20 protein-coding genes and 1 tRNA gene are annotated in these 20,077 nt (G+C 70.3%); 18 read left to right on the top strand and 3 right to left on the bottom strand.

The window, feature by feature from the left end; all coding sequences use genetic code 11:
* Positions 1 to 15 precede the first annotated feature (15 nt).
* The 3 genes from CFK38_RS04205 to CFK38_RS04195 all read right to left on the bottom strand — a co-directional run bounded on the left by CFK38_RS04205 (position 16) and on the right by CFK38_RS04195 (position 3,708).
* Positions 16 to 576 carry a pyridoxine/pyridoxamine 5'-phosphate oxidase gene (locus CFK38_RS04205; RefSeq protein WP_096801954.1) on the bottom strand — a complete coding sequence of 187 codons (561 nt, stop codon included), beginning with the start codon at positions 574 to 576 and terminating at the stop codon, positions 16 to 18.
* A 113-nt stretch (positions 577 to 689) separates the two neighbouring features.
* The gene (locus tag CFK38_RS04200) at positions 690 to 2,273 is read right to left on the bottom strand and encodes an AbgT family transporter (RefSeq protein ID WP_096801953.1); all 1,584 of its coding nucleotides are present in this window, start codon (positions 2,271 to 2,273) and stop codon (positions 690 to 692) included.
* Between the two features lie 46 nt (positions 2,274 to 2,319).
* The gene (locus CFK38_RS04195; RefSeq protein ID WP_096801952.1) at positions 2,320 to 3,708 is read right to left on the bottom strand and encodes an amidohydrolase; all 1,389 of its coding nucleotides are present in this window, start codon (positions 3,706 to 3,708) and stop codon (positions 2,320 to 2,322) included.
* Between the two features lie 337 nt (positions 3,709 to 4,045).
* Here CFK38_RS04195 and CFK38_RS04190 point away from each other — a divergent pair, with 337 nt between their 5' ends.
* The 18 genes from CFK38_RS04190 to CFK38_RS04105 all read left to right on the top strand — a co-directional run bounded on the left by CFK38_RS04190 (position 4,046) and on the right by CFK38_RS04105 (position 20,065).
* Positions 4,046 to 5,686: a sodium-dependent transporter gene (locus CFK38_RS04190; protein ID WP_096801951.1), complete on the top strand. Its 1,641-nt coding sequence runs from the start codon at positions 4,046 to 4,048 to the stop codon at positions 5,684 to 5,686.
* Positions 5,687 to 5,798: 112 nt separating this feature from the next.
* Positions 5,799 to 5,906, top strand: a complete 108-nt coding sequence (locus CFK38_RS04185; RefSeq protein WP_089064852.1) for a methionine/alanine import family NSS transporter small subunit — start codon at positions 5,799 to 5,801, stop codon at positions 5,904 to 5,906.
* Between the two features lie 321 nt (positions 5,907 to 6,227).
* Positions 6,228 to 7,517 (top strand): tyrosine--tRNA ligase, encoded by a 1,290-nt coding sequence (gene tyrS, locus CFK38_RS04180; protein ID WP_096801950.1) that lies wholly within the window; start codon positions 6,228 to 6,230, stop codon positions 7,515 to 7,517.
* Between the two features lie 83 nt (positions 7,518 to 7,600).
* Positions 7,601 to 7,685, top strand: a tRNA-Ser gene (locus CFK38_RS04175).
* 297 nt (positions 7,686 to 7,982) lie between these two features.
* The gene (locus tag CFK38_RS04170) at positions 7,983 to 9,392 is read left to right on the top strand and encodes a proline-rich domain-containing protein (RefSeq protein ID WP_245851215.1); all 1,410 of its coding nucleotides are present in this window, start codon (positions 7,983 to 7,985) and stop codon (positions 9,390 to 9,392) included.
* A gap of 189 nt (positions 9,393 to 9,581) precedes the next feature.
* On the top strand, positions 9,582 to 10,670 hold the full coding sequence (locus tag CFK38_RS04165) for a hypothetical protein (RefSeq protein WP_096801949.1): 1,089 nt from the start codon (positions 9,582 to 9,584) through the stop codon (positions 10,668 to 10,670).
* A gap of 5 nt (positions 10,671 to 10,675) precedes the next feature.
* Complete coding sequence (locus tag CFK38_RS04160) at positions 10,676 to 11,239, top strand: peptidylprolyl isomerase (protein ID WP_096801948.1); 564 nt, start codon at positions 10,676 to 10,678, stop codon at positions 11,237 to 11,239.
* Positions 11,240 to 11,275: 36 nt separating this feature from the next.
* Positions 11,276 to 13,063: an OmpA family protein gene (locus CFK38_RS04155; RefSeq protein WP_096801947.1), complete on the top strand. Its 1,788-nt coding sequence runs from the start codon at positions 11,276 to 11,278 to the stop codon at positions 13,061 to 13,063.
* A gap of 1 nt (position 13,064) precedes the next feature.
* Complete coding sequence (locus tag CFK38_RS04150) at positions 13,065 to 13,526, top strand: hypothetical protein (protein ID WP_096801946.1); 462 nt, start codon at positions 13,065 to 13,067, stop codon at positions 13,524 to 13,526.
* 16 nt (positions 13,527 to 13,542) lie between these two features.
* Positions 13,543 to 14,343: a hypothetical protein gene (locus CFK38_RS04145; RefSeq protein WP_218192344.1), complete on the top strand. Its 801-nt coding sequence runs from the start codon at positions 13,543 to 13,545 to the stop codon at positions 14,341 to 14,343.
* A gap of 12 nt (positions 14,344 to 14,355) precedes the next feature.
* On the top strand, positions 14,356 to 14,913 hold the full coding sequence (locus tag CFK38_RS04140; protein ID WP_096801945.1) for a hypothetical protein: 558 nt from the start codon (positions 14,356 to 14,358) through the stop codon (positions 14,911 to 14,913).
* A gap of 4 nt (positions 14,914 to 14,917) precedes the next feature.
* Positions 14,918 to 15,727, top strand: a complete 810-nt coding sequence (locus CFK38_RS04135; RefSeq protein ID WP_096801944.1) for a hypothetical protein — start codon at positions 14,918 to 14,920, stop codon at positions 15,725 to 15,727.
* Complete coding sequence (locus CFK38_RS04130; RefSeq protein WP_096801943.1) at positions 15,724 to 16,368, top strand: hypothetical protein; 645 nt, start codon at positions 15,724 to 15,726, stop codon at positions 16,366 to 16,368. Before CFK38_RS04135 ends, CFK38_RS04130 begins: the two co-directional genes overlap by 4 nt.
* Complete coding sequence (locus CFK38_RS04125) at positions 16,368 to 17,321, top strand: PASTA domain-containing protein (protein ID WP_096801942.1); 954 nt, start codon at positions 16,368 to 16,370, stop codon at positions 17,319 to 17,321. The genes CFK38_RS04130 and CFK38_RS04125 overlap by 1 nt, the downstream gene beginning before the upstream one ends.
* Positions 17,314 to 18,027 carry a PASTA domain-containing protein gene (locus CFK38_RS04120; protein WP_157773345.1) on the top strand — a complete coding sequence of 238 codons (714 nt, stop codon included), beginning with the start codon at positions 17,314 to 17,316 and terminating at the stop codon, positions 18,025 to 18,027. Before CFK38_RS04125 ends, CFK38_RS04120 begins: the two co-directional genes overlap by 8 nt.
* Before the next feature lie 59 nt (positions 18,028 to 18,086).
* Positions 18,087 to 18,605 carry an OsmC family protein gene (locus CFK38_RS04115; RefSeq protein ID WP_096801940.1) on the top strand — a complete coding sequence of 173 codons (519 nt, stop codon included), beginning with the start codon at positions 18,087 to 18,089 and terminating at the stop codon, positions 18,603 to 18,605.
* 54 nt (positions 18,606 to 18,659) lie between these two features.
* The gene (locus CFK38_RS04110) at positions 18,660 to 19,391 is read left to right on the top strand and encodes a methionine ABC transporter ATP-binding protein (protein ID WP_096801939.1); all 732 of its coding nucleotides are present in this window, start codon (positions 18,660 to 18,662) and stop codon (positions 19,389 to 19,391) included.
* Positions 19,388 to 20,065, top strand: coding sequence for a methionine ABC transporter permease (locus tag CFK38_RS04105; protein WP_096801938.1), 678 nt, complete (start codon positions 19,388 to 19,390; stop codon positions 20,063 to 20,065). The genes CFK38_RS04110 and CFK38_RS04105 overlap by 4 nt, the downstream gene beginning before the upstream one ends.
* Positions 20,066 to 20,077: the final 12 nt, after the last annotated feature.

The following is a 20,077-nucleotide window of genomic DNA, read 5'->3' as shown; positions in this document are numbered from 1 at the left end:
TCATCCGTCGCCAGCTCAGCCGGCCGGGGTCGTGATGGCGCCGTGGGACCAGCGCCCGCCCGTGCGAACGTATCCGGCGCGGACGTGATTGCGGTCCGCGCGGGCCTGCATGAACTCGATCCGCTCCGGCTGCAGGGCGTAGACCTGCCACTCGGGGTTCGGCTGTCCGTCCGCGGTGGGGCGGGCGAGCCAGTCGCGCTGGGAGATGTCCTCGCCGAGTGCGGTGACCGTGCCGTTGAGCTGCACCTGGCGTCCGCTCTCGCGCCAGAAGAAGGTCATGGCCGCCCGCGGGTCCTCCCGCAGCTGCTGAGCCTTGCGGGAGGTGTTCCGGGTGGAGACGTGGTACCCGGCCTCGTCGAGATCCTTGAGGATCAGGGTGCGGCCGACAGGGCTGCCATCGGCCAGGAGGGTCTGGAAGGTCATCGCATGCGGCTGTCGGGCCCCGCTCGCGATCGCCTCCTCGAGCCAGGCCAGGAACAGTTGGTTCGGATCGTCGGGGAGGGAGTCGAGGTCGAACTCCGCCATCTCCTCGGGGAAGGCGGGCAGGGTGCGCAGACGTGCGGCGAGGTCGCTCATGCGTCCATCCTGTGGCGTGGCGGCGACCACGTCCAGGGCGATGGGCTGTCGACCCGTCGCTCGCGACGGTCCGCCCGGTCGCAGCAGCCGAGGACGTCGAACACGGCCGCGGCTCAGCCCATGAAGATGCCGTTGCCCGGGCCCAGCGGCAGGTCGAAGACGAAGAAGACCGCGAGGATGACCGTCCACACGATCCAGAACGGCACCACGAAGGGCAGCATGCGCGCCATCAGGGTGCCGAAGCCGGCGCCCGGCTCGTACTTCCGCACCATGCCCAGCAGCACGATCATGTACGGGTTCATCGGGGTGATGATCTGGGTGGCGGAGTCGCCCACGCGGAACGCGGCCTGGGTGAAGGCGGGCTCGTAGCCGATCAGCGCGAACATCGGCACGAACACGGCACCCATGATCGCCCACATGCCGGAGCCGGAGATGATGAACAGGTTCAGGCAGCTGGCCAGCAGGATGAAGCCCAGAATGGCGGCGAAGCCGTCGAGCCCGGAGGCCTCGAGCGCCGCTGCACCGGTCACAGCGATCCACGTGCCGATCCCGGACCAGTTGAACAGGGCGATGAAGTTGCCCAGGATGAACGCGAGCACTACGAAGGGCAGCATCTCCTTGATCGCGTCGGACATCATCGCCACCGCGTCCCGGCTGTTGCGCAGGGTGCCCACCACTGCCCCGTAGGCGACGCCGACCACCGCGAAGTACGCCACCACGATGAACACGATCGAGCTCAGCAGCGGGGACTTGGGCAGGAAGCCGCCCTCGTCGTTGCGCCACGGCGAGTCGGGGATCAGGAACGCGCAGAGGAAGGCCGCGGTGAGCACGACGGCACTGATCACGGCGATCAGCAGGCCCTTGTTCTCTGCCGGGGAGAGCCTCGCGCGCATGTGCTCGGCGTCGGTGGAGTCGGCCTCCTCGCCGTCCACCGCGACCTCGTCACGGCTGATGCCCATGCGCACCAGGCGCGGTTCGACCAGCTTGTCGATGACGAAGCCCGCCACGAAGCCGAGGATGAGCGAGGAGACGATGTTGAAGAACCAGTTGGAGACCGGGTTGACCGGCGTGAACTCGAAGCCCGGCAGGGCACCCATCACCGAGGTGGTGATGCCCGCGAACAGGGCGTCCAGCGAGGTGGGGAAGATATTGGTGGAGTAGCCGGCGCCGGCGGCCGCGAAGCCGCCCAGCAGACCCGCCACGGGGTGGCGACCGGCCGCCTTGAACACCAGCGCGGCCAGCGGTGGGACCACCACGAACGCGGAGTCGGCCATGATCGAGGAGATCACGCCCACGAAGCCGACCACGTACGGCAGCGCCCACGCCGGGGAGGTGCCGAACAGCTTGCGGATCGCGGCGCCGAGCAGCCCGGAGTGCTGGGCGATGCCGATCGCGAGCAGGATCGGCAGCACGGTGACCAGCGGCGGGAAACCGACGTAGTTCTCGCCGAGATTGGTGGTCAGCCAGGTCATGCCCTCACCGGTGAACAGGCCCCTGATGACTGTGGGCTCGTCCGTGCCGGGCACTGTGACGGAGACGTCCGCCCAGGCCATCGCGGTGGAGACCACGCCGGTGATCGCGAAGAGGATCAGGAACAGCATGAACGGCTCGGGCAGCTTGTTGCCCGCCCATTCGACCTTGTTCAGGAGCCTGTCGGCCAGGCCGGTCTTCGTCTGCGGTGTGCTGGGGGCGCTCATGGGGGCTTCCCTCGGATCGGGGGATCAGGACAGGACGGCGGAGGGTTCAGTCGAAGAAGCGCGGGACGTCGATCGCGCCGCCCGCCGCCTCGAACTCCTCGGAGACCTCAGCGGCGAGCGCCGGGTCGTGCAGATGGTCCAGCACGGTGGCGGCGAGGCCGTAGGCCCCGTCGGCCGCGGCGGCGGAGGCATCCTCGGAGACCGCGCAGGCCGCGAACTCCCGGGTGTGGAGTGCGACCTCGGACGGGGCGATCCGGATCACCGGATGGATGCCCGGCACGCGATAGCTGACGTTGCCGAAGTCGGTGGACGCCGCGAGCGAGGGAGAGACCACCCCGTGCGGCAGCGGGTCCCGGCCGCGTCGGCGCTGCGCCTGGACCCAGCGCCCGGTGAGCGCCTCGTTGGTGCGCACCGGCAGCGACGGCGGATGCTCGTCCCAGCGCACGCTCACGCCGACCCCGGCCATCAGCGCGGCGCCGCGGGCCACGTCCTCCACCCGCTGCGAGAGGTCCCGGAGGGTCTCGGGGCGCTGGGAGCGCACGTACAGGTCGAGCCTCGCGTGGTCGGGGATGACGCTGGCCCGTTCGCCGCCCTCGCGGATCACGGCGTGGATGCGATCGGTGGGCGGGGTCTGCTGACGCATCAGGCCGACGCCCTGGTACATCAGGCTCGCGGCGTCCAGCGCGTTGCGGCCCATGTACGGCTGGGCGGAGGCGTGGGCGGTGTGCCCGTGGTACTCGACGGTGAGGGTCCGGCGCCCCAGCCAGGTCTGGTCGGCCAGGTCGAAACCGTAGGGATGGGCCATCACCACGGCGTCCAGCCCCTCGAAGGCCCCCTCGCGAGCCATGTACTCCTTGCCGGTGTGGCCCTCCTCGGCGGGGGTCCCGAGGAACACCACGCGCCCGGGCACGGCCGACGGGTCGGCCTCGGCGAGCGCCGCCAGGGCCAGGAAGGCGCCCAGCCCCATCACGGCGATGACGTTGTGGCCGCAGCCGTGGCCCACGCCGGGCAGCGCGTCGTACTCGGAGAGGATCGCGAGGGTGGGCACGTCCTCCTCCGCGCCCGCGCCGTCGGACTCTGCACCGGCGCCGCGGATCTCCGCGCGGACCGCGGTGTCCAGACCGTGCACTCCCACCTGCGCCTCGATGCCGTGGGCGGCGAGGCGGTCGGCGATGGCGCGGGCGGAGCGGTGCTCCTCGAAGGCGACCTCCGGGTGCGCGGCGAGATCGAGCATCAGGGCGTTCATCTCCTCGGCATCGGCCGCGACCTGCTGCTCGAGCCGGTCATGGAGCGCCTCGGCGGCGCCCGCGAAGGAAGAACCGGGGTGGGACGAGGCCCGCATCGCCAGTTCGCGCTCCTCATCGAGCTGCGCGAGATAGGCGGTGGACACCTCGGAATGCTGAGCGTCGAGAGACGCCGTCGACTCTGTGGACATGCGGGCCACGGTAGGGCACCGGCCGGCTCCCCGAGGACGATGACCACGAGATGTCTCGACGCTCGAGGCCCTGGCCTGCCACCGCACCTCTCCTCCCCCGGAGATCGCACCGTGAGCACAGCCTGCGTCGGCGCGGCCGGACCGGTACCATCCCTTCCACAGTGCTCTGCGGAGATCCCGCACCGGCACACCCTGTGCGGACCGCCCACCCCGCGGTTCCCGGTCGCCCCGGCGACTGTCATGGACGCCGTCCTCGCGGCGTCTCTTCCCCGGGCCGTCACCGTCGTCGGCCCCTCCTCGCGCCGTCCCCCGCGGTGCAGTTCCCCGGAGGCTCTCCATGAGTGCAACGTCCCCATCCGCCGGCACCACCGACCGTCGCGCAGATCGTGGCGCGTTCGCCGGCCGGACCACCTTCATCTTCGCGGCCATCGGTTCCGCCGTCGGACTCGGCAACATCTGGCGCTTCCCCGCGGTCGCCTACGAGAACGGTGGCGGCGCGTTCATCCTGCCGTACCTGATCGCCCTGCTGACCGCCGGCATCCCACTGCTGTTCCTCGACTACGCGATCGGCCATCGCTGGCGCGGCTCCGCCCCCGCCGCCTGGCGCCGCTTCCGCCGCTGGACCGAGTTCATCGGCTGGTGGCAGGTGCTCATCGCCCTGGTCATCGCCCTCTACTACGCGCTGATCCTGGCCTGGGCCACGAACTACACGATCTTCTCCGTCGACCAGCGCTGGGGTGATGACGCCGGAGCCTTCTTCGGCGAGTACACCCAGGCGCTCGGCGGGGCGGACGCCACCGTCGTCTTCGACTTCGTGCCGGCCGTGCTGATCTCGATGATCGTGGTGTGGCTCGCGGTGATCGTGGTGATGGCCCTCGGCGTGCAGCGAGGCATCGCCGCCGCCTCGGTCATCTTCATCCCGCTGCTGATCATCATGTTCATCATCCTGGTGGTGCGCTCGCTGTTCCTGCCCGGCGCGATCGATGGCCTGGACGCCTTCTTCACCCCGAACTGGGGCGCGCTGACGGACGCCAAGGTGTGGATCGCCGCCTACGGGCAGATCTTCTTCTCGCTGTCCGTGGCGTTCGGCATCATGCTCACCTACTCCTCGTACCTGAAGAAGAAGACCGACCTCACCGGCTCCGGCCTGGTGGTCGGCTTCGCGAACTCGGGCTTCGAGCTGCTCGCCGGCATCGGTGTGTTCTCGGCACTGGGCTTCATGGCCCAGGCCCAGGGCGTCGCCATCGACGAGGTGGTCACCGACGGGGTGGGCCTCGCGTTCATCGCCTTCCCGACCATCATCAGCGAGGCCCCGGCGGGCGCCATCATCGGGGTGCTGTTCTTCGGCTCGCTGGTGCTGGCCGGCTTCACCTCGATGATCTCGATCGTCGAGGTGGTCATCTCCGCCGTCCAGGACAAGTTCGGCATGGCGCGCATCCCCGCGACCCTGGCGGTCAGCATCCCGATGGCCGTGGTCTCCATCATCCTGTTCTCCACCACGATGGGGCTCCCGCTGCTGGATGTCATGGACAAGTGGGCCAACGAGTACGGGATCGTCGCCGCCGCGGCGGTGTCCACGATCGTCGTCTCCTACGTGGTGCGGGGCCTGCCCACCCTGCGCGACCACCTCAATCACCGGGGAACCTTCCCCATCGGGAAGATCTGGATGCTGTGCGTCGCGGTGATCGCACCGCTGGTGCTCGGCGTCTCCCTGGTCCTGAGCACCATCGACCTGGTCACCTCGGAAACCACCTACAGCGAGTACCCCGGTTGGTTCAACCTGGTGTTCGGCTGGCTGATGGCGATCGGCCTGGTGGTCGTCGCGATCGGGCTGTCACTGATCCCGTGGTCGCGCAGCTCGAACCTGTTCAAGGCGGACTCCGACGGCGACCCGATCGCCCCGGAGGCCGTGGCCGGCAAGGGCCTGGTCTCCACGCCCGAGGCGAAGTCCCCGCACGAGCTGCGTTCGGCGCCGTGACCGCGTGACGGGGTCGGCCGCGTCCTGCACGTCGGCCGGCCCCGTCCGACCCCCGGTTCCCGAAGCCCCGCTTCCGCACCGTTCCCGTTCCCCTCAGCCACCAGGAGCAGCAATGTCCATCTCCGCCATCATCATGATGATCGTTGCGATCGTGACCGTCTGGGGCGGCCTCACCGCCGCCATCATCAACCTCTCCCGCCACCCCGAGGCCGACGACTGAGCCACCGGCTCCGTCGACTACTGGCGCGTGGGAGCCTGCTCTGGCCATATACGCAGAGCGTGCGGCCACGCGCCAGTTCTCGTCGGAGCCCGCGCCGGTTCCGGACATGCGATACCCTTCCCGCATGCACCTGCACATCGACTATCCGCACGGCTCTGGGACGAGCCGCGCGATCGTGCGCGCGCCGATGCCATGAGGCAAGCGAGGTGACGTAGCACCGCTCGATCCAGAGCCCTAGGCGAGGACCACATGGTCCTCGCCTTTTCCGTATCCACGGCAGGGGCTGGTCCCGAGGTCCCTCGCCCTCCCGAGAGGATCCCCATGAGCACGCCGACCTCGATCCAGCCCACCGTTTCCCAACCCGCCACCCCCGTCCCACCAGGCTTCGCCGGAGCACCCGACGCCCCCGCCTCTCCCGAGCAGCTGCTAGCCACCCTCGAGCGCACCACCGACCAGATCCTCGGTCGCGAGGACCTGCTGATGAAACTGCGCGGACCCCGGCCGCTGCGCATCAAGTTCGGCGTGGACCTCACCGCCCCCGACCTCCACCTCGGCCACGCGGTGAACCTCTGGATGATGCGCGCCCTCCAGGACCACGGTCACACAGTGGTCTTCCTCCTCGGAGACACCACCAGCCGCATCGGGGACCCGACCGGCCGCAGCATCGCACGCCCCGTCCTCACCGAGCAGCAGCTCCGCGACAACGCCGACTCGTTCCTGCGGCAGGTCACCCGAGTGCTACGCTCCGATCCCAACCTGCTGGAGATCCGTCGGAACTCCGAGTGGTTCGACGAGATGGGGGTCGCGGGTCTGCTCGCGGAGCTGAGCCTGGTCACGCACGCCCACCTGGTCTCGCGGGACATGTTCCGCTCCCGGATCACCGCCAGCACCGAGATCGCGATACATGAGCTGATCTACCCGGTGCTGCAGGGCTTTGACAGCGTGGCCCTGGAATCTGACCTGACCATCGTGGGCAGCGACCAGCTGTTCAACGAGGCGATGGGTCGCGAGCTGCAGGTCAAGCACGGCCAGGTGCCGCAGACGATCATCACCAGCACCGTCACCCCGGGCCTGGATGGCGGGCCCAAGCAGTCCAAGTCGCTGGACAACTACGTCGGGCTGTGCGCGGCGCCGGAGGAGAAGCTCGGGAGGCTGATGACGCTCCGGGATGAGCTCGTGGGGCAGTGGGCGCTTGTCTACTCGGACCTGCCGCTCGAGCAGGTCGGGGAGCTGGACCGCCGTGCCCGGGCCGGCGGCGCCACGGCCCGGGACGCGAAGCTCGACCTCGCCGAAGCGATCGTCTGCCGGCACGATGGGGCGGAGGCTGCACGGCGCAGCCGCGAGGAGTTCCTGCGCGTCTTCTCGGCGCGGGAGCAACCACGGGAGATGATCTCGCTGGAGCTAGCAGGGATCGCCTCGGCCCTCGAGCTGGTCACCGCCGCCCGCCCCGAGCTCTCCCGCAACGACGCCCGGAGGCTCCTCGTCGGAGGTGGCGTCGAACTGGAGGGTCGGAGGCTCTCGGACCCTGAGGAGCTCGTCGACCTCGTGGAGGGGCAGGCACTGCGGGCAGGGAGGCGGAGGTGGTTCCGGATCACCCAGCGGACTTCCTGAGCCGCACCGAGTGTGACCTGTGCCGTCCCGGTTCGCACCACCCCGGAGCGTCCGGTACGCTGATGCCTGCTCTTACGAGCGCTGGAGGATTCGCCTAGCGGCCTATGGCGCACGCCTGGAACGCGTGTTGGGTTAACGCCCTCGGGGGTTCAAATCCCCCATCCTCCGCCCTGAGAATGGCCCCTGACCTGCGATGATGATCGCCTGTCAGGGGTCTTTCGCATTCGTTCCGGAGTGCTACCGCCGCGCTCCCCAGCACCTCGCCCTCTTGCCCCAGGACTCGTGACCGCATCGGGACCTCCCGCGCACTGAGGGCATCCACGCACGTCAGCGCGGTGCGGGGCCTCGGGCGTCGGCAGCCCGGGCGGCGATGCCCGCGGCGACCGGCGCGAACCGCCTCCATCGATGCGGCCTGCACGGATATCCTGCCCGCAGCAGCAGACTGACGAACGCGAGGGGGAGCTGATGTCGAGCTCAGGATGGGGCGGTCCTGGCACGGGACCGCAGGGCGAGTCGTGGCAGAACGGGGCCCCGCACGACGGCCAACCCGGCCACCCTCAGCAGAACGGCCACCCGCAGCAGAGCGGAGACCGGCGGCAGGACGGTCAGCCGCAGCACGGCGGAGGCCCCTCCCAGGGCGGGCCCGAGTGGGGCGGCTCGGCCGGACCGGGCTACGGTGCTCCACCGGCGCCCGGCTACGGCGCACCCGTCGCCCCCAGCCCCGGCAACCCACAGGGATCCTGGGGTCCCGGCAGCCCACAGGGCCCCGGCGGCCCGCAGGGTCCTGGCAGCCCACAGGGCCCTGGCGGCCCCGGATATCCGCAGGGCCCCAGCGGCCCGCAGGGGCCCGGCGGATTCGGTCAGCAGCCGCAGCCCAAACGTCCGTGGATCCTGATCGGTGTCGCACTGACCTGTGTGCTGGCACTGCTGCTGGTGGTCGGAGGCGGGATCACGTATCTCGTCCTCCGCCAGGGCGATGACACGCCGATCGCCACGGACGCCCCCACCGACAGCACCACGACCCCCACGGATCCGGAGTCCCCGAGCGAGGCGGAGACGTCCCCGCAGGAGGAGATCACGCCCACGGAGGAGGCCGACGGCTTCCAGGTGACCTCCCCGATCGATCCGCCGACCGGCACCGTCGACGAGCTGCGGGCGGTGCTGGAGGACAACCCCCTCACCCAGGGCTCGCTGCCCGCGCTGGCGGAGTGCGAGCTGCCTGCGACTCCGGTCGAGCCCAGCGTCGAGGAGCTCCAGACGGTGCTCGATGCCGCCTCGACCTGCTTGAACCGGATGTGGGCCACGGCGAGCTCGGACCGCGGCCTGCCGTGGGTGAGCCCGACGGTCGTGGTCTACACCCATCCCGACGTGCCGGCGGGCGCCGCCTGCGACACGTACTTCGAGGCGGACTTCCCCCGGATGTGCAACCTCGACTCGACGATCTACTGGCCCGTGGGCTACGGGACCGGCCTGGAACTCAGCGATCCGGCGAACGTCCCGGGCGCCTATCTGTGGGACCTCGCGTACGTCTTCACGAACCCGGTGGGCTGGAACAGCTCGGTGGCCTTCTACTACATGGCCATGCGCGAGCAGCTCGAGACCACCGACGAGGAGCGCTACATCGAGGCCTGGCGACGCGACAGCCTGCAGGACCAGTGCCTGGCCGCAGCGATGTCGATGCAGGTGCCCGCCGCATCGGAGCCGTCCGCGGAGCTGCGCGAGGCGCTGACCGACCCGGCCCGCTGGTCGGAGGGCGACCCTCCGAACACCATCCGATCCGAGATCAGAGTGGACTGGATCGAGCGAGGTTTCGAGTCCGGGGGCGACCTCTCCGCCTGCAACACCTGGACGGCGGACGTCGACCAGGTGACCTGAGCGCACCACCACGGGGACTTCCGGAGGACGGGTGGTGCCACCGCCCCGTTCACCCCATTTTTCTCCGGAATGACCGGAATGGTGGCTTTCGCGGAGATCTGGGCCTAGTGTGTTCCACATCACAGCAGTGAGGGGTCGGTGCAGCGACACCACCTCATCACGTCGCGTGCTCCAGCCCTGGAGGGCGTCATGGCCACCGACTCCACAAAACGCATCGACATCGTCTCCGTCGGGGACGCCTCGCCGCACGATGCGGCGCGGGTAGCACTCGGCCTGGGCGTCAGCGTGCCGGACATGGTCCGAGCGTTCTACCAGTCGCCGGCGACTCTGGTGGACGGGATCGACGAGCCCCTCGCCTGCGCCCTCTCCGACGTGCTGGCCTCCCTGGGCTGCGAGGTGCAGGTCGCGGAGCAGGACGCACCGGCCCCGCGCACCGGGCCTCTGCTCGACGTGGCGGTGCGGGTCACGGACGAGTCCCGCTTCGAGAGGATCGCCGCCGCCGCATCCACCTTCCTCGGCTGCGCCGACGACGAGGCCCGGCGCCTCCTGCTCGCCTCCCCTCCCGTCCTCGTGGGCCAGGTCAGCGCCGCCACCGTCGAGGCGCTGCAGCGCCGGCTCGGCGACGGAGCCGAGGTCATCACCTCGGATCCGAGCATCGCGCGCTACGACCTGCTGCTCGGCGACTGCCCCGCCCCCTCCCGCAGCCGCCTCCTCTCCGACCTCCGCGCCCAGGGGCACGACCCCGCCGCGTCCGGGCCATGGCTCCTGCGCGATCTGACCGGCACGGAGGCGCACGACATCTGGTCCACCCACCAGCGCATCCCCTCCCTCCGGATCACCAACCAGGACTTCTATCGCTTCGAGCTGGTCCTGGACGGCGGCCGCCCCGATGAGGACGGCCTCGCAGCGCTCCTCGCGACCGGGGTCCCGGCCGACGTCGTGCCCCAGCTCTTCGACTCGCTGCCGATCATCGTCGCCGACGAGCTGCCGGACACAGAGGTGAAGCGCCTGCTCTCATTGCTGACGGCCGCCGGGCTCGAGGCCCACGCGACGCTGGCGACGTTCCTGCACCTCGGGGTGCGCGTCACCGACTGGAGGTCCCCGACGCCGGCACGCGCCGCCCTCGTCGCGGCCGGCGTCGCCGACCCGCCGACGACGCCGCCGTTCACCGTCGGGCCCTGGCCCGATCTCACCGCCCGCCTGGTGCGCGGCATGCTCCAGCGCTCCGGCGCCGAGGCCGACCTCACCGACGCCGACCTCATCGATGCGGGCCGGTGAGGACGATGGCTGTCGCGTCACCCGACACCACCGCCCGGCACCTGGCGATCGCCGAGGCCGGCAAGGTCGCCGCGCTGGCCGGTGACCACGACACGGCGCTCCGCCACTACCGCGAAGCGCTCCGCATGGTGATGGCCGATCGCACTCCCGAGGTGTTCTTCCGCCACTACACCCAGTGCGTCCTGGAGTCGCTGGAGCGCAGCGGCTCCTTCCCCGAGGTGATCGAGTACTGCGAACGCGCCGACGCGCACTACTGCCGCTTCGAGCGCCTCACCGCCTTCCAGCAGCGCGACCACGCCGCGATGCTCGAGCGTCTCGGCTGCGTGCTGGTGAAGGCCGGACGGACCGACGACGCCCTGACCGCTCTGCACCGTGCTCTCGACATCGCCGGAGCCGACGCCCTGCCGCTGGGCCGGACGCTCACCGGCTGGCTGCGCCGGGGACTCCACGTCCAGACCCGACGGCTCACCGAGCTGCAGGACCGCCACCACTACTTCACGGTGCGACCCGACCTGGTGGATGCCGAGATCGCGACCGCGCTCCCGGCGTCCCTCCCCCACACCCGCTAGTCCCGACCCCCGGGCCGGCTCCCGAGAGGATGACCAATGCCCGACCTCCAGTCCATGACACCCGGACAGATCCTGGCCGATGCCAGCGTCGCCGACTTCATCACCGCCCTCGGCCTGGGGATCGCCGAGGCCCAGACCGCGCTCGATACGAATTCGGTGAACCAGCTCCCCGAGTTCGTCAGGCCCCTCGAGGCTCTCGGCGGCAAGTCGCTGCTGGACCTCGGCCTCTCGCCGGCGTTCTACCACTACCAGCACGCCGACCTCAGCTGCTCGCTCCAGCTGACCCTGAAGGTCGGAGAGAACCTCTCCGTCGGCGTCGGGCTCACCGGCTCCTTCGGATCCGACGGCACCAGCACCTCCTCCGAGGAGTCCGCGGAGTCCGAGACGGAATCCGGCACCTCCTCGTCGTCCAGCACGCGCCGCGCCGAGCTCGAGGTGAGGTCCTCCTCGACGGGCTCCCTCAGCGTCGGCGGGCGCAGCTTCCCGCTCACCGGGGACGACCCCCTCGCCCGCATCCGGGAACTGCAGGACGCCGTCACCTCCGACCCGGCGGCCGGCGTGCCCCGCCTCCTCTATGCCCCACCGCGCGACAGCTTCGAGATCAGCACCGACGCTCCGGAGGACGCGGTGGTGACCACGGATCGCACCGTCGCAGTCCTCGGCGGAGGCTTCGCCCGCGGCATGATCCGGATCGACACCGACGAGGACACCGCCTACCGTCTCCACGACACCCTCACCATCAGCACCACAGCTCAGGGGGATCTCGAGGCCTACGCCGCCCATGTCGCCGCCGAGATCGACGCCGACCCCGACTTCGAGGCCACCGCCTACGCCCCCGGCACCCCGATCGAGCGCGTGTTCTTCCCGACCAGCCGGCATCACCTCGCACAGTTCACCGCGGAGGGCGAGCCACGCAACGAAGGCCTCCGATCGACCCTCGAGGGGATCGCCCGGATGTGCCGGGACTCGGGTATCACCCTGCGGGTGACCGGGCACACCGACCGTCAGCGCTTCGCCGGACGGGACCAGGACACCTCCGACGACCTGAACGAGGCACTCGGCCTGCGCCGCGCGCAGGAGGTGGAGGACGCGCTGGTCGCCTACGGCGCCCCGGCCGACCGCATCGAGGTCGAGTCCGTCGGAGTGAGGGAGACCCCTCGAGGGGAGCCCCGTGATCGCGTGCGCTGGCGCTGCGTCGACATCGAGTTCGACCCGCCCTTCCACTGCGTCATCGTCAAGGCCACCTCGGCGACGGCGAGCCTCTCCGGCGTCACCCCGGACGACCTCACCGCTCCGATCAGCACCGGGAACGCATGGTTCCACCTGCTCGCGCCACGGGAGCTGTCACTGTCCGAAAGCTCCGTCACCATCGACGGCACCGAGTTCGCCTTCTCCGGCGCGCCAGGGGGCGGCGCCGCGTCCGGCACCGCGGGGGCCTTCGCCCACAACCTGGCCACGTCGATCACCGCGAACACAGCCGTGGACTTCACGGCCTCCGCGGACGCGAACGTGGTGACCGTCTACCGCAAGAGCTCACCGTTCACGCTCACGCTGTACACGGTCGAGGAGCGCGAGATGAGCATCTCCGGCACCGAGGGCGTCACCGTGACGCGCGAATTCACCCGGACCAGCTCCTCCTCGAGCGAGAGCACGGACTCCAGCAATTCGACGGTCGCCTTCGGCGCCACCGTCGACGTGCGCTACTCCCGCCAGTACGAGACCACCATCACGGGCAACTCCTCGATCACAGCACGCCTGGTGTCGATCCCGGCCCCGCCCCAGTTCCTGGAGGCCATCCAGGACTTCCTGAGCCAGGAGGGATGACATGCCCGAGACGGTCACCGTCACCACGCAGCTGCTGCAGGCGCCGCTGCCCACCATCGTGGAGCAGCTGGGCGTCTCCATCGCCAAGGCGCAGTTCGCGCTCGACAAGAACTCCATCGAGCTGGCCAAGGAGCTGGCCGCGACCGAGATCGAGGTGGGCGATGAGCAGTACAGCCTGCTCACCCTCGGCTTCGTGCCCAGCTTCTACGCCTTCACCGAGGCCACCGTCGAGGCGCGGCTGAGCTTCTCGATGACGGAGACCACCGAGTTCAGCATCGATGTGGGTGTGGATGCGGGGGTCAACGTCGGCGTCGCCATGGTGGCGGTGTCCGTGGACGTCGCCTACGCCCGCAAGTTCTCGGTCTCCTCCGAGGGACAGTCCTCGCTCGCCGCACGGCTGGTCTCCCTCCCCCCTCCCGACGGGCTGCTCGAACTCATGCGCAGCCACCGACCATCCACCTGAGTGAAGGGAACCTGCCATGTCCATCGGGCAAGAACTGCTCAACGTCCCCATGGGGGACATGATCCGGCAGATGGCGTTCGCCATCGCCGACGGGCAGGCGTCGCTGGACGCCTCCTCGATCGACACCGCCGAGATGATGGGCGGTCTGACCACCGTCTACGACGAGAACGGCGCCGTCACCTTCGACGACTCCCGGGTCTTCTTCGGCTACGAGTACATGACCCTCCCCGACGCGCTCTCCTATGCGGCGGTCGACGGCGCCCTCTCCGGCACGCTCGATCTCGAGGAGTCCGTCGATCTCACCGCATTCGTCGAGGACGCCATCTCTGCGCTCTACCCCGGCAGAGCGTTCGCCGACCTCACGGAGGAGGAACGACGGAGCAAGATCCGCGTCCCGGTGCGGCTGTCGATGATGGAGCTGGGCTTCGCGCCGACGTTCTACCAGTTCGTGGACACCATCATCGAAGTGAAGATCGCCATCAAGATCACCCGCACCCATGAGTACGGCTACGGCCGCAGCACGACCTCCGGTACCCGGGCCTCGCGCCGCGGACGCGACGGCTTCCTCGGACTGTTCGGCGACAGCACCAGCAAGTCATCGGTGACCACCTCCCAGGTCGACGCGTCCTACTCCTCGAAGTACTCGTACTCCGCCGAGGGCGCCTCGATCCTGCGCACGAAGATCGCGCCGGTGCCGACGCCGCCGATCCTCGAGGACCGGATCCGGTCCTTCATGGAGACCGAGGAGGAAGCCCGCCGCCTCGAGATCGAGGCGGAGCGCCGCCTGCTGCTCCCCGACACCGACCCCGACGCCTGAGCGAGGTGCACCATGTCCGTCTCCACAGAGATGACCAACACCCCCTTCCCCGAGATGGTGAGACTGCTCGGGACCGGTGTCGCCGAGGCCCAGTACGAGCTCGATCTGGTCTCGATGAAGATCGCGCGCATGATGGCCGGTTTCCAGCCCGATCCCGAGCCGGAGCCCGGGGAGCCCGCGCCGACCCTCCCCGCCACACCCGAGCGCACGCTGCTGGTGAAGCTGGGCGACGGCAAGGAGTACTCGCTGCTCGAGCTGGGCTTCGTGCCCACCTTCTACCAGTTCGTCGACACCCTGATCGAGCTGAAGCTCTCGATCTCGATGACCCGGGAGTCGAACGTCGAACGGAGCAGCAGCCAGGTCAACGCCAATGTCTCCGGCAGCCTCGGCTTCTTCAGCGCCTCGGCCTCGATGAGCGTCAGCTCCGTCTCGGCGAGCTACTCCTCGAAGTACCAGTACTCCGCGGAGGGCTCGTCGCTGATGCGCACCAAGCTGGTGCCGCTCCCGCCGCCGGAGCTCCTGCAGGAGCGGATCAGGGCGATGATCACCGACTCCGTCTCCGAGGCGTGACGCCATGCCTCGACGCAGCTGGCGGGACCTCGCCCCGGGCCCGAGGAGCCCGGGCGGGGCCGACGGCGCGGGATCGCCTCCGTCCGCCGCTCCGGCGGGCCCCGAGCTGCTCCGCCGCGCCGCCGCCGGGGACTCCCACCTGGCGTCCCTGCTGGCCGAGCGCGACCAGCTCGAGGCCCGGTTGTCCGGGCTGATCGGACCGGCCGGGCAGCCCGGCGCCGCACCGGACCCACGCTTCCCCGTCACCGGCCTGCGGGAGCGGCGGGCGGAGATCGCGTCCTGGGCTGCCGCCCGGGACGCCGTCCGCACGGGACGCTCACGAGCCGGGCGCGAGCGCACAGGGCTCGACGGCGCCCGCCCCGGAGCGGCAGCGCGTCCGCTGACCGAGGCGGGCGCGGGCCTGCGCTCGCAGCTGTTCGGACCGTTGCGCTCCGGCCTGGACCGCTACGACCAGGTGCGCAGCGCTCTGGAGCGTTCCGAGGAGTTCCTGGAGCGCCCACGGCAGCTCGCCGACGGTCTCGAGCAGCGCTGGCAGCGGACGGAGGAGCAGATCACCGCCCCGCTGGACCGCGACGGCCACTACGCCGCGGAGCGCGAACGGATCCTCGACGTGATCACCGGCGGCTCCGGTGACCTCACCGCGCGGGCCGAGGAGGCGCGTCGACGTGCCCTGGAGCGTCGCTCCGGGCAGGACCGCGAGGAGCGCCGCGCCGCACGACGCCACGAGAGACACCATGAGCAGCGGAGGGCCGAGCAGCGGGAGACCGACCGCCTCGATCGGCGCACGTCCGCAGGGAAGGGAGCCCGACCATGAGCGACGGCCGATTCATCGCCGACACCCTGGAGACCGTGATCGTGGGGATGGCCGACAGCCTCACGGAGGCGCACGAGCAGCTCAGCACCGTGCCCCCGCTGGACAGCTCCGGCCGGCCCAACCCTCAGTACCGGCTCCCCCATCTGGACTTCGAGATCGGCTTCCGGCTGGTCACCGAGACCACCCAGGACGGTCGGCGCGCGTTCCTGTACTTCCGGCCGGTATCCAGCTCGAGCAGCAGCAGCGAGGTGACCTCGAAGATCTCCGGTCGTTTCGTCGCGATCCCGCCGGGCGAGGGCATGCCGCTGCCGGTGCTGACCCTCACCGCCTCGGGCACCGGCAGCACCCGTCAGCTCCAGGTGCAGGCCTCCACCACGGCCGGCGAGCTGCTCGCCGGCGCCACCGTGCAGCTCAACATCGATGTCGCCGCCTCGCAGGCGCTCTCCGCCACTGCCGGGGTGACCGATGCGCGGCTCACGGACAGCACCTCCCTCACCGCGGCCGTGCTGACCACCGACCCGCAGGGACGGGCCTCGACCGAGGTCTCCTTCGGCGCTCAGCTGCGCACCGAGGCCGTGGTGCTGATCACCGCCGAGCTGGGCACCACCATCTCCCGCATCATCACAGGGAAGGCGATCTGATGCCGATCACCGCGGTAGGTCACATCGTCGACAGCGACGGCGAGCCGATCGTCGGTCGGAAGATCGTCCTGCAGGCCCTCGGCGAGCAGGGCTGGACCACTCTCCAGGAAATCCGCGACGGCACGGTCGACGTCGACCTTCCCGGCGTCGGTCCGGGACGCGGACGAGGCGCACCGGTGCCGCTGCGCCTGGTCGACACCTCGACGGACACCGAACTGGTCGTCTCCTCGGACCCCATGTGGACGGCCGGGGACGAGCAGCTCACCGCCGACTTCGGCACCCTCCGCCTCCGGGAGGAAGCCGTCCTGCGGCCCGGCGTCGTGAGCACGGGAGAGAGGGTCATCGGCACGCCGCGGGAGCGGATCGGGACCGACGACGTCCGCCCGATCCCGCACGGGATCCCCGAGCTCCGCGAGGAGCTCGAGATCAAGACCTCGGAGCTCAAGAACGTGCGCCTCGATCTCTCGACGGCGCTCACCCGGGTGGAGGAGCTGACCGCCACGCTGGGCACCTCCACCGAGATCGTGGACGTCATCGCCGGGCTCGGCACCCAGCTGAGCGCGACCAACGCCCAGCTGGCCACGCAGACCACTCCGTTCCGGCTCGCCGAGGTGAAGATCGACCTGCGCGGTCGGCTCGGCACCGACGGCTCGACGATCGTGATGGACGGGGCGAACGGCGGCTCCGGGATCAGCGCGGACCTCGTCGTCGACGCCCCGGCCTCGACGATCCCGACCCAGGGGGTGCCCAGCGTCCAGGGGCTCACCGCCTCGGCCGCCGTGCGTGTGCTGAGATCCGTCGGCTTCCATCTGGACAGCGCCACCCAACAGCTGCCCGAGGACCAGGGAGTTCCCGGGCAGGCGATCACCCAGCAGCCTGCCGCCGGCGCCGTCGCAGAGTTCGGCACCACTGTGCTGGTGGTCTTCGGAGTGAGGAATGAGAGCGATGAGTGAATTCGATCCGATCCATGACGTGGTCGCCGCCCCGCTGGGCGATGTGATCGCCTCCGTCGGCGCCGGGGTCGCTGCGGCGCAGCACTCCCTCGACGAGGGCTCCCTGGCCGCGGTGCTCGACCTCTACACGGAATCCGACGACGAGCGCCTCCAGCTGCTGCAGGCCATCGGCTACCGCCCCACCTTCTACGCACTGCCCGAGACCACCGGTGAGGTGAAGGTGTCGATGCGGCTGGGCAGCGGCGCCGCCGGCAGCGACGGCACCGCGGTGAAGCCCGCGCCCGTGACCCGCTCGAACACCTCCGTCGTGCCGGCCCGTCTCGGACTGAACCTGCTGCCGGCGACCCTGTACGCCACCCCGGTCGATGCGGGCTACGCGAACCGGTACGGCTACTCGGCGAACATCTCGGCGACCCTCACCTTCACGATCCGGCCGGTCCCGGCACCGCAGGGGGCCGACGAGCTCCGGGTGGTGCCGGAGGTCGTCGGCCGGACCGTCGCCGAGGCCCGCACCGCTCTTCAGGCGCTGGGTCTGGCCGCGAGGATCGTCGACGCCGACGGCGCGAGCGTCGCCGCCGCCGCCGACGATGCCGCGGTGCTGTCGCAGGAGCCGGGAGCGGCGAACGTGGCCAGCCTCGGCGACGAGGTGGCGCTCACCGTCCTGGCTCCCGTCGAGCCGACCCCGGACGCACCGACCCCGGAGTGAGCCGCGGACCCTCACCCGCTGCCCCCGTCTGCCGGAGCACTGCGGCGTAGCCTGGACAGATGACGACCGACCCCGCTCCGCAGACCCCGTCCCGCCCCCTGTACACCGCGCGGGTCCAGAACCTCGCCGGCACCGCGGGCCAGGTGCGAGTGCGCGACTCCTCCGCCGTGGAGCTCGGGCTCACGACTCGCAGGGCGGACGAAGCGGACGGTGCGGACGGTGCGGATGGTGCGGACGGTGCGATCGTCCTGCCGACCGGGGGACCCCGGCCCAGCGCGAGCGGCTTCAACCCCGAGCAGTTCCTGGCGATGGCCTGGAGCACCTGCCTGGGCGAGACGCTACGGGTGGTGCTCGCCGAACAGCACCTGGAGCACGAGAGCTCGGTGAGTGTCGAGGTGGAGCTGCACCGCGACCCGGCGGGCGGCATCCGCTTCGTCCCCCGCGCCCTGGTGCACATCGACTCCCTGGCCCCGGAGCGGGCCCGGGAGCTCGCCGCGGCGGCGCATGCACGCTGCCCCGTCTCCAAGCTGCTGGACGGGCAGGGCGCGGCCGACGTGGAGCTGGTGGTTGAACGCTGAACGTGATGCAGGACATATCCTCCTGACCAGCACGCTCGGTACGCTTGCCCGACGATGATCGAGCTGAGCCACGTCACCAGGAGTTTCCCTCAGGGGCGCTCCGCAGTGACGGCGCTGGAGGACATCACCCTGACCATCGGGGACCGCGAGATCTTCGGGATCGTGGGCGAATCCGGCGCCGGGAAGTCGACGCTGCTGCGACTGATCAACCACCTCGAGGCCCCCACCTCCGGGACCGTGCGAGTCGATGGCGAGGACCTCGGCGCCCTGTCCCCGCGCGCACTGCGCGTGCGCCGGCGCGACATCGGAATGGTGTTCCAGCAGTTCAACCTGCTGGGCAATGCGACCGTCCTCGACAACGTGGCCCGGCCCCTGCGCCTGCAGCACCGCCGCGAACCGGACACCGTGACCCGGATGCTCGAGTTCGTGAAGATGGCCGACCACCGCCACAAGCACCCCAGCCGCCTCTCCGGCGGGGAGAAGCAGCGGGTGGCGATCGCGCGGGCGCTGGTGACCCGGCCGAAGATCCTGCTGTGCGACGAGCCGACCTCATCCCTGGACTCCGGCACCACCGAGGAGGTGATGGGGATCCTGCGCGATGTGCGCGACCGCTTCGGCACCACGATCGTGCTGGTCAGCCACGAGCTGGAGGTCATCAAGTCCTCCTGTGACCGGGCCGCTGTGCTCTCCCGGGGCCGGTTGGCCGCCCTCACGGAGGTCTCGCCCCCACCGCCCCGCGAGCGCTTCGACTCCTATGCCGCGCGGGCCCGGGAGTTCCTGGCATGAACGCTCTGCTGGCCCGCCTGGCCGAGTATCGCGGCGAGATCCTGATCTCGATCCTCGAGACCGGGATCATGATGGTCAACTCCCTGCTGGCCGCGCTCCTCGTCGGCCTGCCGATCGGCACCCTGCTCTATCTCGCACGGCCCGGCGGGCCCTACCCGCGGCCGATGCTGCACCGGGCGCTGAACGTGTACGTGAACGTGGTGCGCTCGGTGCCCTTCCTGCTGTTCGTGGTGGCACTGATCCCCGTCACCCGATGGCTGGTGGGCACCTCCTTCGGCACCACCGCCGCCTCCGTGCCGCTGGCCTTCGTGGCCGCCGCGCTGTACGCCCGCTTCTCGGAGCAGACCCTGCTGGACGTGCCCGAGCAGACCATCGAGCTGGCCCGCTCCCTGGGGGCGGGGCCGCTGCAGCTGATCGGCCTGTTCCTCTACCCCGAGGCGCGCTCCGGCCTGGTGCTGAGCCTGACCACGGTGACGATCTCGATGGTCAGCTACTCCACCATCATGGGCGTGGTCGGCGGCGGCGGCGTGGGCGACTTCGCCATCCGGTACGGCTACCAGACCTACGAGTACGACCTCATGTACACGATGATCCTCCTCATGATCGTGGCCGTGATGCTGATCCAGGGAGCGGGCACCCTGACTGCCCGCCTCATCGACAAGCGGGCGCGCTGAGCGTCCCCTGAC

Origin of the sequence: Brachybacterium vulturis (genome assembly GCF_002407185.1) — a bacterium.
Lineage (GTDB): Bacteria > Actinomycetota > Actinomycetes > Actinomycetales > Dermabacteraceae > Brachybacterium > Brachybacterium vulturis.
Note: the sequence above shows the minus strand (reverse complement) of the source record. Positions and strands in the feature narration are given on the sequence as shown.